The following is a 14,622-nucleotide window of genomic DNA, read 5'->3' on the forward strand; positions in this document are numbered from 1 at the left end:
GATCACCGCCTGGCCTTTTTGGTACGTGATCGTGTCGAACGCCTCGCCGATCTGGTCGACGGTCTCGACGTGGCGGATGATCGGGTGACTGGCGGCGGTCGCATCGATCGCCAGCGCGCCCTCGCGGTCGAACGCCACTGCCGAATCGCGCGCGAACCAGTCGGGGTTGAGATCGGCCGACGCCTTGTTTTCCATCCACGACGCAAAGCCCTCGTTGAGCCAGAGGTCGTCCCACCAGCTCATCGTGACCAGATCGCCGAACCATTGGTGCGCCATTTCGTGCGCGACGACGACGAAAATGCGCTGCTTGTCGCTTTCGGTCGCGCGCTTCTTGTCGAACAGCAATTCGGGCTCGAAATAGAAGATCGCGCCCCAATTCTCCATCGCCCCGAAGAACTGGCTGGTGCCAGGACCGGCGATCATGTCGAGCTTGGGGAGCGGATAAGGCTGACCGAAATAGTCGTTGTAATACGCTAGCAGCCGCTTGGCCGAGGCGAGCGCATAGTCGCCCTGGTCCTTCACCCCACGCCGCGTGATGACGCCAATCTCGGTCTTGCCGGCCATTACGGTCTTGCGTTCCATGTCGCCCATGCCGAGGAACAGCAGGTAGCTCGACATCACCGGCGACTGACGAAAGCTGTAGAGTTGCGTGCCATCGGCGCGCCTGGTGACGAGCGCGGGCATGTTCGAGAAAGCGAGCTGGCCCTTGGGCGCCACCGCGCGTAGCGTGAACTTCGCCTTGAAGCTCGGCTCGTCCCACATCGGCGCGAAGCGGCGCGCGTCGGGGGCTTCGAACTGAGTCGCCAGCATCCGCGCCTTCGACCCGTCGGTATTGGTGTAATCGATCGCGAAGAAGCCGGCAGCGGATTCGTTGATCTTGCCGGTCCAGGCGAAGGCGATGGTGTGCACGCCGACCTTCGCCGCCGTCGGCAATGTCAGCGTCAACCGTTGCGCCTCATTGTCGAGCTTGAACGCGACCGCGCGCCCGTCGACCGTCGCCTTGGTGATCGCCAGATCGGCAGCGTTGAGCGTGATCGTCCGGGTAGCCGTGCGGACGTTGACCGTCACCGTCTCGCTGCCGCTAAAGGTCATCGCCTGCGCATTCGGATCGATCGTGATGTCGTACGCGATCGGCGCGACGTCGCGGCCGAGCTGCGCCGCGGCAAGCGCCGGGGTTGAGGCAGTGAACATCAGAGCGACGGCGGTGGCGGCGAGCTTCATGGACGACCTCATTATCTGGTGTGTTGCCGCGCTATAACGCCTCGGTTATGAATCGCAAATGGATCAATCCTACCGAATGCACGCATTCCGTACCGTCAATTCGAAAGGGCTTTTCTGTGGTTACGGCTGCGCTATGAAATGCGCATGAGCCTTCCGCCGCTGTTCGATCGCTTGCGCCTGCCCGTTATCGGGTCGCCGCTGTTCATCATTTCCGGCGTCGAGCTGGTCATCGCGCAGTGCAAGGCGGGGATCGTCGGGTCGTTCCCCGCACTAAACGCCCGGCCGCAAGCCGAGCTCGACGAATGGCTGCACCGCATCACGGAGGAATTGTCGGCGCATAACCGCGACAATCCCGACCGCCCCGCCGCGCCGTTCGCGGTCAACCAGATCGTGCATAAATCGAACGACCGGCTCGAGGCCGACCTGATGACCTGCGCCAAGTGGCAAGTGCCGATCGTCATCACATCGCTGGGCGCGCGCGAGGAGCTCAATACCGCCGTGCACGGCTGGGGCGGGATCACGCTGCACGATATCATCGACGACCGGTTTGCGCGGAAAGCGATCGAAAAGGGCGCCGACGGGCTGATCGCGGTTGCGTCGGGCGCGGGCGGGCATGCCGGTCGCCTGTCGCCGTTCGCGATCACGCAGGAAATTCGCCAATGGTTCGACGGGCCGCTCGCGCTGTCGGGCTCGATCGCGACCGGCGGCGCGGTGCTCGCGGCGCAGGCGATGGGCGCCGACCTGGCCTATATCGGCTCGCCGTTCATCGCGACCGACGAGGCCAACGCCGTCGACGGCTACAAACAGGGCATCGTCGAGGGCAAGGCGGCCGACATCGTCTATTCCAACCTGTTCACCGGCGTGCACGGCAATTATTTGCGCGGATCGATCGAGGCGGCAGGGATGGACCCGAACAATCTGCCCGAAGGCGACCTCAGCACGATGAATTTCGGCGGCGGCAATTCGAGCAAGGCCAAGGCGTGGAAGGACATCTGGGGGTCAGGCCAGGGCATCGGCGTGGTCGACAGGGTCGAGTCGGTCGCGGTGCGGGTCGACCGTCTGGAAGCGGAGTACAAGGCGGCGAAGGCGCGCGTGCTGGGCTAAGATCTGCACAACCGACTTGGGCAAAGCCCAAGTCGTCGGTCCTCGCTGCGCGAGGCCGTCCGGGCTTTCTGCTGGTTCGCGATTCAGCTGCGCTGAGATCGCGGCAGAAAGCCTAAAAAGCCATCGCCAATCTTGCCTGCATATATTGCACCGGACTGTCCGACGGTTGCGGTTCCGCCTGCGCGTCGTCCAGCCGCGCAACACGGCGGTGGAGGTCGATGCTCGCCGCGATCAGCGCCCGCGCGTCGTTCGGCATCTGGGCGAGCACGGCATCCTCGGTCACCGGCGCATCGCCGAGCCGCCGCGCCGGATCGAGCGCGTCGCGCACGGTGAGTTCGCCCGCATCGACCGCCCGTTGCGTCAACAGCCAGGCGATGATGTGCATCAGCCGCGTCGTTACCTTCAGCGACTCGCACGAAAAGGTCACTCGCCCGAGCGGGTCCAGCGCTTCGCGCTCGATCCGCGCGCCCTGATCGAAATAGCCGCGCGCCTCGTCCGCCAGCACCATCGACTCGACGTAGAGCGAATCGATCAGGCGGCGATGGATCGGTGCGTTGGTGACGTTTCCGGGCATAATACCAGCGTCGCCCGATTCACCATTTCCCGCAAGCGCTCTCATCGCCCGCGCGTCCCAAATTCGATCAGGCGATGATATCGGGGATCAATTGGTCTTCGAGCATCGCGATTTCGTCCCGCAACGCGAGCTTGCGTTTCTTCAGGCGCGCGATCTGGAGCTGGTCGCCCGATCCCATCAGCCGTAGCGCGTCGATCGCCGAGTCGAGATCGCGATGCTCGGTCCTGAGCGCGTCGAGCCGTTTCACGATCTGGGCGTCTTCCATCATCTCTCCCGCCAACCGCGATCTTTTTCCGATCATCGGCAAAACGATGCGGCGCGTCGATTCGCAAGCGAAATCGATGGCGACATTTAACGACTTTCGTGTTCTATTTGCTTCCCCACCTGAATGAAGGAGGTTGCCCCCCATGCAGAACCCGCACCTTTCGGCGCTCGAGACGAAGCATAATGTGCTGGACCGGCAGATCGTTGCGGAAACGCACCGGCCCGCGCCCGATACGCGGATCCTGGCCGACCTTAAAAAACAGAAATTGCGCGTGAAGGAAGCAATCGCCGCGCTTTAGCGGCATAGCCGTGCAGCCCCGGTTTCGACCGGGGCTCACGATCTATAAGATGGGCTTGATAGGCTTGTCTTTGCGCGGCCCGGTCGCGGACGCAGAGACTGGTTTGCGGGCCTGCATCGGGTCGATCGGACTCTCGAACGAAATGCCGATCCGCCCCGCCGTCGTCCAGGCGACTTCTCCCGCCACCCTGCCAACGCCACGCAGTTCGACCTCAATCCCGGTCCCGATCTTCAGCGGATGGGCGTATTCGGCCATCAATCCACCACTCGACAGATTGCGCACGCGCACTTCGGTCGTCCCCGGATGACCTTCGATGCTTAGGCACGCGATCAGGAACAGGCTGTCGCGCGATTTCTTGCGCTTAGCCGCCAACTCGCCCGCTGGTACGAAAGTGTCTTTTGAAAACTGGTCCATGCACCCTGCCCGAACGGCATCGATTACCGTTCACGCCCGCATAGCGCCCAAATATTGTCGAAAGCGTTAAACTCAACGGGGATTCAATCCTCGCGCGATACCTTTTCGTTGCGTTCGTGGCGCTCCTGCGCCTCGACCGTCATCGTCGCGATCGGCCGCGCTTCGAGCCGGCCGAGCGAAATCGGTTCACCCGTCACTTCACAAAAACCGTATTCGCCTTCGTCGAGCCGGCGCAGCGCCGCGTCGATCTTGGCGATCAGCTTGCGCTGGCGGTCGCGAGTCCTGAGCTCGATCGACCAGTCGGTTTCGCTCGACGCGCGGTCGGTCAGATCGGCCTCGCGCAACGGTTCGACCTGCAGCTGCGACAGCGTGGTTTCGGCCTCCTTGCGGATTGCCTCCTTCCAGCGCAGCAGTTTCATCCGAAAATACGCCTGTTGGCGCGAATTCATGAATGCTTCGTCGGCGCTCGGACGATAATCGTCGTCCGCATCGTTCGCCGGCAGCTCGAAACTGGAATCCTCTACGCGATTCAAAGCAGTCGCCATTCCCGCTCTCCCACTGGCCTGCGCGCCGATACTTCGCCGCGACGGACCTCCCCTGGGGCGGGCCTATAGCGACGGAGAAGCGGCTCCACAAGCAGTTGACGACCGACGGGAAAAACCGCGCGATCGCTCGAATCCCGCGCTACCCGCGCACGGCTTTCACTCGCGTGAACCAAGCCTTCATCTTCCGGACACTATGATGGGGACCAAGAATCGGCTGCAAATCGACCGACAGCGTATCACAATGAAACGTTAACCATCATCGAAGCGCCGGCAGTACAGATTAGATCCACCCCGTGTCGTTATTCTTAGTTAACGCGATTGCACTTAATGTTTTGTTTTGCACTATGCGAATAGCGGCTCACCAGCTGCAGAAGAACCATCACCGTCTCTGTGGGGGCAGACACGGTTAAAAAGAGAGTGATGCGATGTCTGTTCGGATGGCCATGGCTAAACTTTGCGCCTGCGCTTGCGGCGGCGCCATTGTCGGTGGCGGGGCCGTCAAGGTCTCCGAAAACACGAGCCCGCGCTCCGGGTACGTCAAGACGACGTACAAGAAGCGCGTCGTACGCTCGACGCGGACCGTCGCGGCCCGCGCGGCGCGCGTTCGCAAGGTCGTCACCACGACCACCACCGTCTGCCCACCCGCGGTCGTCACCGTCGCCAGTGGCCCGCCGCTTCCTGTGCCGCCGCCCTTCACGGGATCGAGCGGCGACGGTGGCGCGGTGATGGTCGGCGGTTCGGGCGGCGGTTTCGGCGGCGGCGGGTTCTTCGCGGGCGGCTTCTTCGGCGGCAGCGGTGGATCGGGCAGCAGCGGGATCGTGGTTTCCTCGACCTCGAGTGGCGGCTCGACCAGCACATCGACCGGCGGCTCGTCCACGGGCGGGTCATCGACCTCGACCGGCGGTTCTTCGACGTCGACGGGCGGCTCTTCCACATCGACGGGCGGGTCGTCGACCTCGACCGGTGGTTCTTCGACCTCAACCTCGACCGGTGGCTCGTCCACGTCAACGTCGACCGGCGGGTCGTCGTCCTCGACGTCCAGCTCGACCTCGGGCTCGACCAGTTCGTCCAACTCGTCGGCAAGCTCGGGTTCGACCTCGAGCTCCGGATCGACTTCATCGTCGAGCTACGGTTCGTCGTCCAAGGGCTGGGGATCGAGCGGCGGCTGGTCGTCGAACGGCGGCTGGCACGGCAGCAGCGGATCGACCGGATCGTCGGGCGGTCCGCCTGCCCCGGTTCCCGCGCCGCCGATGATCTTCCTGTTCGGCGGCGCCGCCGCGGCCCTGGTCGCGCGCAAGCGGCTCGCCAAGAAGACGCTCGTCAGCGCCTAACCAACCAATTTCGGGCGGGATTTGGCCGGTGGGATCACGCGATCCCGCCGGCCTTTCCTTGTCCGGCTTGCACCGGGCGTAAGGCGAAGCCATAGCCAGCGCCATGCACGACATCCGCCTGATCCGCGACAACCCGGCAGCCTTCGACGCAGGCCTTGCGCGGCGTGGCCTGTCGCCGCTGGCCGCGGACCTGATCGCGCTCGACGAAAAACGCCGCGCGGTGATCACCGAGGTCCAGGCCGGCCAGACCCGCCGCAACGAAGCGTCGAAGGCGATCGGCGCGGCCAAGGCGGCGAAGGACGATGCGACCGCGAGCGCCTTGATGGCGGAAGTCGCGACGCTCAAGACGCGCATGCCCGAGCTCGAAGCCGAGGAAAAGGCGACCGAAGAAGCGCTTGGCGCACAGCTTGCGGCGATCCCCAATCTGCCGCTCGCCGATGTGCCCCAGGGTGCCGACGAGGACGATAACGAACTCGTCCACGAACGCGGCACGCGCCCGGACTTCGCCTTCGCGATCAAGGAGCATGACGTGATCGGGCCACCGCTAGGTCTCGACTTCGAGACCGGCGTGGCACTTGCGGGTGCGCGCTTCACCCTCGTGCGGGGCGCGGCGGCGAAGCTCAATCGCGCGCTCGGTCAGTTCGGACTCGACGTGCTGACTCGCGATCATGGCTATGAGGAGGTCGTCCCCCCGCTGATGGTGCGCGACGAAGCGATGTTCGGCACCGGACAGCTCCCCAAATTCGCTGAAGACCTTTTCCAGACCACCGACGGCCGCTGGCTGATCCCCACGTCCGAAGTGAGTCTCACTAACATCGTCCGCGAAAAGATCCTCGCTGCTGACGAGCTGCCGTTACGCTTCACCGCCCTCACCCCCTGCTTCCGCTCCGAAGCCGGCGCGGCGGGCCGCGATACGCGCGGATTCATCCGCCAACATCAGTTCGAGAAGGCGGAGATGGTCTCGATCGTCGCGCCCGACCAGTCCGAGGCGGAGCACGAACGCATGACTGCGGCGGCGGAGGACGTGCTGGCCCGGCTCGGCCTGCCGTTCCGCCGGATGAAATTGTGCACCGGGGACATGGGATTTTCCGCCGCGCGCACCTACGACCTCGAAGTGTGGCTGCCCGGCCAGGGCCGCTATCGCGAGATTTCGAGTTGTTCGACCTGCACCGATTTCCAGGCGCGGAGGATGAACGCGCGCTACCGTGGCGAGGACGGCAAACCGACGTTCGTCCACACGCTCAACGGTTCGGGGCTAGTGGTCGGGCGGATGCTCGTCGCGATCCTGGAGAATTATCAGCAGGAGGACGGGTCGGTGGCCATCCCCGACGCGCTGCAACCGTACCTGCGCGGGTTCAACCGGCTGGAGCCCGCCGCCTAGTCCTGCCGCACCGCCTGCGCTATGCTCTGCGCGTCGTAGGGAGGGCACGATGCGTACCAGCTTGTTGATCGTCGCCGTGCTGATGCTCTCCGGCTGCATCCCAAGCGCGGAGGATTACGGTCCGCCAGATTCCTCCTACCCGCCGCCGCAGGACCGCTACGAGCCGCAACGCGTCGGTGACGACGTCCCTGCCCCGCCCTCCGCGCCGCCGGCGTGGGAAGCGCGGCCGGTCACGCCCGATGCGCGGACGATCCCCGATTCGACCTATGTTGTCCAGCCCGGCGACACGTTGCGCGGCATCGCCGAGCGCGTCGGCGCGGGGTCGGAAAATATCGCCGACGCCAACGGCCTGACCGCACCCTATGTCGTTCGCCCAGGCCAACAATTGCACATCCCCGGCGGCCGCTATCACTTCGTGCGCCCCGGCGAATCGGGCATCGCGATCGCTCGCGCGTACGGCGTGCGCTGGGCCGACATCGTCGCCGCCAACAACTTGACCGAGCCGTACATGCTGCGCGCCAGCCGCCGCATCCTCATCCCCGGCGGCGCGCCATCGCGCCCGCAGACGCTCGCCGAGCGCGCAGCGGCGTTCAAGATCGACCTCGGCGACATCGCGACCGGCGGCGGCGAGCCCGCCATCCCCGAGGGCGACCGCGCACCACGCGCGTCGAACGTCGTGCGCACCCCGCTCCCCTCCTCGGTCCCGATCGCCGCACCCGGCAGCCTGAGCGGCCCCTTCCTATGGCCGGTGTCGACCGGCAACGTCGTCAAGCGCTTCGGCGCGGGCGCGACCGGCGAGCGCAACGACGGCATCAAGATCGCGGTCCCGGTCGGCACATCGATCAAGGCGGCCGCCGACGGCGTGGTGATCTACACCGCGACCGGTGTTGCGGGGCTCGGCGGGCTGGTGATGGTCAAACACGGCGACGGCTGGACCAGCGTCTACGGCCACGCCAGCCGCATCCTCGTCCAGCGCGGCCAGGCGGTGAAGCGCGGCCAGTCGATCGCACTGTCGGGCGATACCGGATTCGCCGACCGGCCCGAATTGCATTTCGAGCTGCGCAAGGGACGCGTTCCGGTCGATCCGCTGGCGCGCCTGCCGAAGCGGTAGAATCGACGCCCTCCCAAAAAAATTTCGCAGGCGGTGTCGATTCCCGGCAAACTCGTTCGTCGTTCCGGTGAGATGCCAATTGGGGCCAACTCAACGAAGGAGACAGACGATGCGCGTGATGGTGTTCGCGAAAATGAACGAGAACGACGGCCCGATGGAGCCGACGCCCGAAATGATCGAAGCATTCGCGGCGATGGACCGCTTCACCGAGGAGCTGGTCGCAGCCGGCGTCTTCATCGCCGCAGCGGGCCTCAAGCCGACCGCCGAGGGCAAGCGCATCGTCACCGATGCGACCAGCCGCACGGTAATCGACGGACCCTTCGCCGAGGCACGCGAGATCGTCGCCGGCTTCTCGATCTGGGAAGTGAAGGACATGGACGAGGCCGTCGCCTGGGCGAAGCGCAGCCCAATGATGCCCGGCGCGATGGAGATCCGGCCGTTCTACGAAGCCGCCGACCTGGCCGATTTTGTAACGCCCGAGGAACTGGCGGCGGGACCGCGCGACGGAGATCGTGGGAAACTCGGGGTCGCCTAGGCGTAGAGCGTGGAGACGGAGTAAAAATGGGACGTCCGGCATGACCATCGAGGATCAAATCGAGGCCTATATTGCCGGACAACCCGAACCCAAAAGCGGCGAATTGCGCGAGCTGCACCGCCTCACACGCCAAATTTCGCCAACATGCAGGTTATGGTTTTTGGACGGAAAGGATGACGCCGGCAAAACGGTCTCAAATCCGAACATCGGCTATGGTTCGCAAACGATCAATTACGCTGGCGGGAAGACCAGAGAGTTTTACCAGGTCGGCCTGAGCGCGAACACGACCGGGATATCCGTCTATGTCATTGGTATCGAAGACAAGAAATACCTGTCTCGAACCTATGGAAAAGCGCTCGGGAAGGCAAGCGTGACCGGTTATTGCATCAAGTTCAAAACGCTGGCGGACATAGACATCGGCACATTGGAAGAGATCATTCGCTTTGGGCTTGAGACCCGGGGCCGACACGAATGATTTGATCCAGTATCGGCTTGTCTCCACCGGAGCGCTGGCCCAAAAACACGGCGTGACCGCAGGCGAAACGCACCGGGCCATCGAGGCGACCTTTCGCATCGAACGTGCCAGGCTCGTCGCCGGGCTGGCCCGCATGGTGCGCGATATCGATCGTGCCGAGGAACTGGCGCAGGACGCGCTGGTCACGGCCCTCGACGAATGGCCGCGGATCGGCATTCCCGCCAATCCGGGCGCGTGGCTGATGGCGGTCGCCAAACGGCGCGCGATCGATGCGATCCGGCGCGATCAGATGCGGACCCGTAAGCATGAAGAGATTGCGGGGACGCCGGACGATGCAGTTGATGCGGAGGCCGAGACGATCGCCGCGATGGACAACGATCTCGGCGACGAGTTGCTCGGCCTGATCTTCACGGCATGCCTTCCGATCCTGTCATCCGACGCACGCACCGCGCTGACGCTGCGCGTGGTCGGCGGGCTGACCACCGACGAGATCGCGCGCGCCTTTCTGTCCAGCGAGGCGACCGTCGCGCAGCGCATCGTCCGCGCGAAAAAGGCGATCGCCAAGACCGGCGCGAGGTTTGAGGTACCGCGAGGCGCCGAGCGGGCGGCGCGGCTGCCCTCGGTACTCGAGGTCATCTATCTCATTTTCAACGAAGGCTATGCCGCGACGGCGGGCGACGACCTTGTCAGGCCGGGGCTGTGCCTGGAGGCAAGGCGGCTCGGCCGCATCCTCGCAGGATTGATGCCCGAGGAGGCCGAGGTGTGGGGCCTGCTCGCACTGATCGAGATACAGGCGTCGCGGCTGACGGCGCGGAGCGGGCCTGACGGTGCGTTCATCCCGCTCACCGAACAGAACAGGGCACGCTGGGACCAACTGCTCATCGCCAGCGGCCTCGCCGCATTTGCACGCGCCGAGGCGCTTGGCGGCGAAGGGCCGCATGTACTGCAGGCCGCGCTCGCCGCTTGCCATGCCCGCGCGCGCCGCGCGGCCGATACCGACTGGCCGCGCATCGCCGCGCTCTACGACCGGTTACGCGTCGTGACGCCCTCGCCCGTGGTCGACCTCAATCGCGCGATCGCCCACAGCATGGCGTTCGGGCCCGAAGCGGGGTTGCGGCTAATCGACGAGATCGCCGACGCCGCAGCGTTGCGCGATTACGCTCCCTTGCCGGCGGCGCGGGGGGATTTTCTGTTCCGGGCCGGCCGGCTGACCGAGGCGCGGCCGCAATTCGAAGCCGCCGCCGCGCTGACCCGCAACCTCGCCGAAAAAACCTTCCTGCTCGCACGAGCGGACGCGTGCGAACGCCCGCATTGAAACCTGTTTCCGCCCCGCCCCGCCGCATGCTAACCGCGCGGCCATCATGACTGCTTTCCAATCCACCCTGCTCCGCTTGCTCGACGAGCGCGGCTATATCCACCAGATGACCGACGCGGGCGCGCTCGATGCGCTGGCGGCCAAGCAGATCGTGCCCGGCTATGTCGGGTTCGACGCGACCGCGCCGTCGCTGCATGTCGGCAATCTGGTGTCGATCATGCTGCTGCGCCGGATGCAGCAGGCCGGGCACAAGCCGATCGTGCTGATGGGGGGCGGAACCAGCAAGGTCGGCGACCCAAGCTTCAAGGACGAGGCGCGCAAGCTGCTCGGCGAGGAAGTGATCCTGGGCAATATCGCCTCGATCCGGCGCATCTTCGAACGCTTCCTGACGTTCGGCGACGGCCCGACCGACGCGGTTTTGGTCAACAACGCAGACTGGCTCGACAAGCTCGAATATCTGCCGTTCCTACGCGACATCGGACAGTATTTTTCGGTCAACCGCATGCTCGGGTTCGACTCGGTCAAGCTGCGGCTCGACCGCGAACAATCTTTGTCGTTCCTCGAATTCAACTACATGATCCTGCAGGGCTATGATTTCCTCGAACTGTCGCGCCGTTTCGGCTGCCGGTTGCAGATGGGCGGATCGGACCAGTGGGGGAATATCGTCAACGGCGTCGACCTCGCGCGCCGCGCCGACCAGACCGAGGTGTTCGCGGTGACCACACCGCTGATCACCAATGCCGACGGGTCGAAGATGGGCAAGACCGTGTCGGGCGCGGTGTGGCTGCATGAGGACCAGTTGCCGCACCACGATTACTGGCAATTCTGGCGGAACACCGACGACCGCGACGTCGGCAACCGGCTGCGCATCTTCACCGACTTGCCGATCGACGAGATCGTTCGGCTGGAAGCGTTGCAAGGCGCCGAGATCAACCAGGCCAAGATCGTGCTGGCGAACGCGGCGACCGCTATGTGCAGGGGCCAGGACGCCGCCACGCTCGCCGCGGATACCGCGCGCAAGACCTTCGAGGAAGGCGCGGGTGGTGGTGCGCTACCGACCTTCGCGGTGCGCCAGGCGATCAACATCGTCGATGCGCTGATCGGGCTGGGCTTCTGTGCGTCGAAGGGCGAGGCGCGAAGGTTGATCGCCGGCGGTGGCGCGCGCGTGGACGGCGAGAAGGTGGCGAACGAATTGCTGACCATCACGATGGCTGGGCATCCGATCCGCGTGTCGGCGGGCAAGAAGCATCATGGGCTGCTCACGCCCACCTGAATATCCTCAACGCGCGTTAAATATGTTCCTTTTCAGGGTCTTCACACGCTCGCCGTAGCGTGATGCCTGAACAGGGAAACACCATCGATGGCCGCAGCCGCAATGGCCTTTACCGAAAAGCGCGATATGCCGCGCGACGAGGTCGATTACCGCGCGCGTGCCTATGGCGGCGACGCGCAGCCGGTCGGGCTGCAGGTCGTCAACATGTCGGCGCAGGGCCTGATGGCGCGAGTCGTGGGCGACCGCCCGGTCGGCGAGCGGCTGAAGATCAACTTGCCGGTGGTCGGCGTCATCACCGCCGAGGTGCGCTGGTCGCTGGGCGGGCGGATCGGTTGCGAGCTCGACCGGCCGATCGGCATGGCGGATTATTACGAATTGCTCGCGGCGTTGCTGAAGGGCCGCTAACCCGACCGTAGCAGCGCGACCCCGGCGTCGCGCTCGAACAGATAGAGCGCCGTCCGCGCCGCCGTCCCACGCGGCCCGTTGAGCCCGCCGTCGCGGTCGATCAGCAGCCGGGCGTCGTCGTGCGCCGCTTGCTGAAGCGAAGCGAAATGCTCCGGGCTCGCCAGGCGGTAACCCTGATCGCCGGATTGGCGCGTACCAAGCATCTCGCCAGCCTTGCGCAATTCAAGGTCGCGTTCGGCGATATAGAAGCCGTCGTTGGAATCACGGATCGTGAGGAGTCGTTCGCGCGATGTTTCCGTGAGCTCTGCGCCGCGGATCAACAGGCAAATCGACCGCCCGCTCCCCCGCCCCACCCGCCCGCGTACTTGATGCAACTGGGCCAGCCCGAAGCGGTCGGCGTGCTCGATGACGATCAAGGTGGCATTGGGCACATCGACCCCGACCTCGATCACCGTGGTGGCGACCAGCACGCTGACCTTGCCGGCGGCGAACGCGCTCATCACCGCGTCCTTTTCGGCGGGTTTCATCCGGCCGTGGACCAGCCCTACCCGATCCCCGAACCGCGATTGCAGCGCCGCGGCGCGCGCTTCGGCGGCGGCGAGATCGGATTTCTCCGACTCCTCGACCAGCGGGCACACCCAGTATGCCTGCCCTCCGCCATCGATATGCCGCCCCAGCGCCTCGACGACTTCGCCCAGCCGATCCTCGGACACCACCCGCGTTTCGATCGGCTGACGGCCCGGGGGCATCTCGTCCAACCGGCTGACATCCATCTCGCCATATTGCGCCAAGGTCAGCGTGCGCGGGATCGGCGTCGCGGTCATCGCCAGCAGATGCGGCGCATTGCCCTTGCCCTGGAGCAGCAGCCGCTGCGCGACCCCGAAGCGGTGCTGCTCGTCCACGACCGCCAATCCGAGCCGCTTATAAGCCACCGCCTCCTGGAATATCGCGTGGGTGCCGATCAATATGTCGATCGACCCATCGGCCAGCCCCATCAAGGTCGATTCGCGCACCCTGCCCTTGTCGCGCCCGGTCAGCACCGCGACATTGACCGGCAGCCCGGCGAGCATCCGCTGCAGCGTGTCGTAATGCTGGCGCGCAAGGATTTCCGTCGGCGCGAGGAACGCGCCTTGCGCCCCGGCCTCCACCGCCATCAGCAGCGCCATCGTCGCGACCAACGTCTTCCCCGACCCGACATCGCCCTGGAGCAGCCGCAGCATTGGCGACGATTGCGCGATGTCGCCCTCGATTTCGCGGATGGTCCGCGCTTGCGCGTTGGTCGCCTCGTACGGCAGCTTGAGCATGTCGCGCAGCCGCCCATCGCCCGCCAGCGCCCTGCCCCGCCGCGCTCGCGACGACGCGCGCACCAGCATGAAGGCGAGCTGATTGGCGAACAGCTCGTCATAGGCGAGTCGCTCGCGCGCCTTGGCATCCGCCGGGTCGGCATGCGCGCGCGCCAGCGCCTCACGCCAGCCAGGCCATTGGTGCTGCGCCTTCAGCCCCGGCTCGATCCATTCGGGGAGATCGGGCGCGCGCTCGACCGCCTCATGCGCGAATTGCCCCAGCCGTCGCGAGGTGATCCCCTCCGACAACGGATAGATCGCCTCGCGCTCGCGAAATCCCTCGTCGCCATCGCCGAGGTCGGGATGGATGATCTGCAACTCCTGGCCGTACATTTCGAGCTTGCCCGACACCCGCTTCGGCTCGTTCAGCAGGAGCAGCTTGCGCACCCAGCCAGACGACCCGCCAAAATAGATCAGACTGACGTAATTGCCCTTCGCGTCGATCGCATGGACTCGCGTCGGTCCGCGCTGGCTGGCGCTCGACTTATACTCGACCGGGGTCAGCGTGATCGCGATCGTCCGCCCGGCATCGACCATATCGAGCTCGTCGCGCGGCACGCGGTCGATGAACCCGCTCGGCAAATGGAACGCGACATCGATCACGCGGTGCAGCCCGAGCTTGTCGAGCGGCTTGGCGAGCCCGGGCCCGACGCCTTTCAATGCCGTTACTTCGGCGAACAATGGCTTGAGGATATCGGGCCGCATGACTATCTGCAGTCTCCTACCCCCAGCCGACGTGCGCCGCCAGCGCCCGCCGGCCAATCGTCTTTTGAAAAAGATGGACCTCGAAACACGCCTGAAACGCCTGCGCTTCCGCGCCTGGCATCGCGGCACCAAGGAAGCCGATCTGCTGATCGGCGGCTTCTTCGACGCGGCCGGCTCGGGCTGGAGCGAGGCGGAGATGGATCTGTTCGAGGAACTGCTCGAGGAACAGGATGTCGACATCATGGCCTGGGCGATCGGCACCGATATATGCCCGGCCCGTTTCGAAGGCCCGATCCTGGAGGCAATGCGCGTGCTGAACTACGTGCC

At 65.2% G+C, this 14,622-nt stretch carries 18 protein-coding genes; 10 read left to right on the top strand and 8 right to left on the bottom strand.

The genetic code is table 11. The features are described 5' to 3' along the window. On the bottom strand, nucleotides 1–1,221 hold a 1,221-nt coding region (locus tag JWM94_RS12180), incomplete at its 3' end, for a M1 family metallopeptidase (RefSeq protein WP_299427178.1). A 144-nt stretch (nucleotides 1,222–1,365) separates the two neighbouring features. Here JWM94_RS12180 and JWM94_RS12185 point away from each other — a divergent pair. After that, on the top strand, nucleotides 1,366–2,325 hold the full coding sequence (locus tag JWM94_RS12185; protein WP_299427181.1) for a nitronate monooxygenase family protein: 960 nt from the start codon (nucleotides 1,366–1,368) through the stop codon (nucleotides 2,323–2,325). A gap of 112 nt (nucleotides 2,326–2,437) precedes the next feature. Here the strand turns inward: JWM94_RS12185 and JWM94_RS12190 are convergent, their stop codons facing one another. Both JWM94_RS12190 and JWM94_RS12195 read right to left on the bottom strand, forming a co-directional pair. Further along, nucleotides 2,438–2,899 (bottom strand): DUF1465 family protein, encoded by a 462-nt coding sequence (locus JWM94_RS12190; protein WP_299427184.1) that lies wholly within the window; start codon nucleotides 2,897–2,899, stop codon nucleotides 2,438–2,440. A 67-nt stretch (nucleotides 2,900–2,966) separates the two neighbouring features. Next, a complete protein-coding gene (locus tag JWM94_RS12195; protein ID WP_299427224.1) occupies nucleotides 2,967–3,164 on the bottom strand; it encodes a DUF465 domain-containing protein in 198 nt (65 codons plus the stop codon). A 142-nt stretch (nucleotides 3,165–3,306) separates the two neighbouring features. On the opposite strand from JWM94_RS12195, the gene JWM94_RS12200 reads away from it, so the two are divergent. Next, the gene (locus JWM94_RS12200) at nucleotides 3,307–3,462 is read left to right on the top strand and encodes a YdcH family protein (RefSeq protein WP_299427187.1); all 156 of its coding nucleotides are present in this window, start codon (nucleotides 3,307–3,309) and stop codon (nucleotides 3,460–3,462) included. A gap of 42 nt (nucleotides 3,463–3,504) precedes the next feature. Here JWM94_RS12200 and JWM94_RS12205 read toward each other — a convergent pair whose 3' ends face one another. The 4 genes from JWM94_RS12205 to JWM94_RS16125 form a co-directional block, all read right to left on the bottom strand. After that, nucleotides 3,505–3,876, bottom strand: coding sequence for a PilZ domain-containing protein (locus JWM94_RS12205; RefSeq protein WP_299427190.1), 372 nt, complete (start codon nucleotides 3,874–3,876; stop codon nucleotides 3,505–3,507). Nucleotides 3,877–3,959: 83 nt separating this feature from the next. Further along, the gene (dksA, locus tag JWM94_RS12210) at nucleotides 3,960–4,421 is read right to left on the bottom strand and encodes an RNA polymerase-binding protein DksA (protein ID WP_299427194.1); all 462 of its coding nucleotides are present in this window, start codon (nucleotides 4,419–4,421) and stop codon (nucleotides 3,960–3,962) included. Between the two features lie 406 nt (nucleotides 4,422–4,827). Continuing rightward, entirely contained in the window at nucleotides 4,828–5,493 is a 666-nt protein-coding gene (locus JWM94_RS16120) for a hypothetical protein (RefSeq protein ID WP_367185888.1), read from the bottom strand. Nucleotides 5,494–5,547: 54 nt separating this feature from the next. Next, nucleotides 5,548–5,718 (bottom strand): hypothetical protein, encoded by a 171-nt coding sequence (locus JWM94_RS16125; protein WP_367185889.1) that lies wholly within the window; start codon nucleotides 5,716–5,718, stop codon nucleotides 5,548–5,550. A gap of 137 nt (nucleotides 5,719–5,855) precedes the next feature. Here JWM94_RS16125 and serS point away from each other — a divergent pair, with 137 nt between their 5' ends. The 7 genes from serS (at nucleotide 5,856) to JWM94_RS12250 (ending at nucleotide 12,247) form a co-directional block, all read left to right on the top strand. Then, a complete protein-coding gene (gene serS / locus JWM94_RS12220; protein ID WP_299427200.1) occupies nucleotides 5,856–7,133 on the top strand; it encodes a serine--tRNA ligase in 1,278 nt (425 codons plus the stop codon). Nucleotides 7,134–7,182: 49 nt separating this feature from the next. Further along, a complete protein-coding gene (locus JWM94_RS12225; protein ID WP_299427203.1) occupies nucleotides 7,183–8,244 on the top strand; it encodes a M23 family metallopeptidase in 1,062 nt (353 codons plus the stop codon). A gap of 109 nt (nucleotides 8,245–8,353) precedes the next feature. Beyond that, entirely contained in the window at nucleotides 8,354–8,779 is a 426-nt protein-coding gene (locus JWM94_RS12230; RefSeq protein WP_299427206.1) for a YciI family protein, read from the top strand. A 40-nt stretch (nucleotides 8,780–8,819) separates the two neighbouring features. Beyond that, nucleotides 8,820–9,254 (top strand): hypothetical protein, encoded by a 435-nt coding sequence (locus tag JWM94_RS12235; protein WP_299427209.1) that lies wholly within the window; start codon nucleotides 8,820–8,822, stop codon nucleotides 9,252–9,254. Nucleotides 9,255–9,306: 52 nt separating this feature from the next. Continuing rightward, complete coding sequence (locus tag JWM94_RS12240) at nucleotides 9,307–10,569, top strand: sigma-70 family RNA polymerase sigma factor (RefSeq protein WP_299427212.1); 1,263 nt, start codon at nucleotides 9,307–9,309, stop codon at nucleotides 10,567–10,569. A 46-nt stretch (nucleotides 10,570–10,615) separates the two neighbouring features. Further along, nucleotides 10,616–11,842 carry a tyrosine--tRNA ligase gene (tyrS, locus tag JWM94_RS12245; RefSeq protein ID WP_299427215.1) on the top strand — a complete coding sequence of 409 codons (1,227 nt, stop codon included), beginning with the start codon at nucleotides 10,616–10,618 and terminating at the stop codon, nucleotides 11,840–11,842. 87 nt (nucleotides 11,843–11,929) lie between these two features. Further along, nucleotides 11,930–12,247: a PilZ domain-containing protein gene (locus tag JWM94_RS12250; protein WP_299427218.1), complete on the top strand. Its 318-nt coding sequence runs from the start codon at nucleotides 11,930–11,932 to the stop codon at nucleotides 12,245–12,247. Here the strand turns inward: JWM94_RS12250 and recG are convergent. Continuing rightward, nucleotides 12,244–14,295, bottom strand: a complete 2,052-nt coding sequence (gene recG / locus JWM94_RS12255; protein ID WP_299427221.1) for an ATP-dependent DNA helicase RecG — start codon at nucleotides 14,293–14,295, stop codon at nucleotides 12,244–12,246. The two genes, JWM94_RS12250 and recG, sit on opposite strands and share 4 nt — an antisense overlap. 73 nt (nucleotides 14,296–14,368) lie before the next feature. Here recG and JWM94_RS12260 point away from each other — a divergent pair. Next, on the top strand, nucleotides 14,369–14,622 hold a 254-nt coding region (locus JWM94_RS12260), incomplete at its 3' end, for a succinate dehydrogenase assembly factor 2 (protein WP_299427227.1).

The sequence above is a fragment of the Sphingomonas bacterium genome (assembly GCF_028289855.1).
Taxonomy (GTDB): domain Bacteria; phylum Pseudomonadota; class Alphaproteobacteria; order Sphingomonadales; family Sphingomonadaceae; genus Sphingomonas.

Excerpts from the sequence above, each read along its gene's own strand:
- JWM94_RS12185 (WP_299427181.1), top strand. The coding sequence starts at position 1,366 with ATGAGCCTTCCGCCGCTGTTCGATCGCTTGCGCCTGCCCGTTATCGGG.
- JWM94_RS12190 (WP_299427184.1), bottom strand. The coding sequence starts at position 2,899 with ATGCCCGGAAACGTCACCAACGCACCGATCCATCGCCGCCTGATCGAT.
- JWM94_RS12235 (WP_299427209.1), top strand. The coding sequence starts at position 8,820 with ATGACCATCGAGGATCAAATCGAGGCCTATATTGCCGGACAACCCGAA.
- JWM94_RS12205 (WP_299427190.1), bottom strand. The coding sequence starts at position 3,876 with ATGGACCAGTTTTCAAAAGACACTTTCGTACCAGCGGGCGAGTTGGCG.
- dksA (WP_299427194.1), bottom strand. The coding sequence starts at position 4,421 with ATGGCGACTGCTTTGAATCGCGTAGAGGATTCCAGTTTCGAGCTGCCG.
- serS (WP_299427200.1), top strand. The coding sequence starts at position 5,856 with ATGCACGACATCCGCCTGATCCGCGACAACCCGGCAGCCTTCGACGCA.
- JWM94_RS12195 (WP_299427224.1), bottom strand. The coding sequence starts at position 3,164 with ATGGAAGACGCCCAGATCGTGAAACGGCTCGACGCGCTCAGGACCGAG.
- recG (WP_299427221.1), bottom strand. The coding sequence starts at position 14,295 with ATGCGGCCCGATATCCTCAAGCCATTGTTCGCCGAAGTAACGGCATTG.
- JWM94_RS12225 (WP_299427203.1), top strand. The coding sequence starts at position 7,183 with ATGCGTACCAGCTTGTTGATCGTCGCCGTGCTGATGCTCTCCGGCTGC.
- JWM94_RS12250 (WP_299427218.1), top strand. The coding sequence starts at position 11,930 with ATGGCCGCAGCCGCAATGGCCTTTACCGAAAAGCGCGATATGCCGCGC.
- JWM94_RS12230 (WP_299427206.1), top strand. The coding sequence starts at position 8,354 with ATGCGCGTGATGGTGTTCGCGAAAATGAACGAGAACGACGGCCCGATG.
- JWM94_RS12200 (WP_299427187.1), top strand. The coding sequence starts at position 3,307 with ATGCAGAACCCGCACCTTTCGGCGCTCGAGACGAAGCATAATGTGCTG.
- tyrS (WP_299427215.1), top strand. The coding sequence starts at position 10,616 with ATGACTGCTTTCCAATCCACCCTGCTCCGCTTGCTCGACGAGCGCGGC.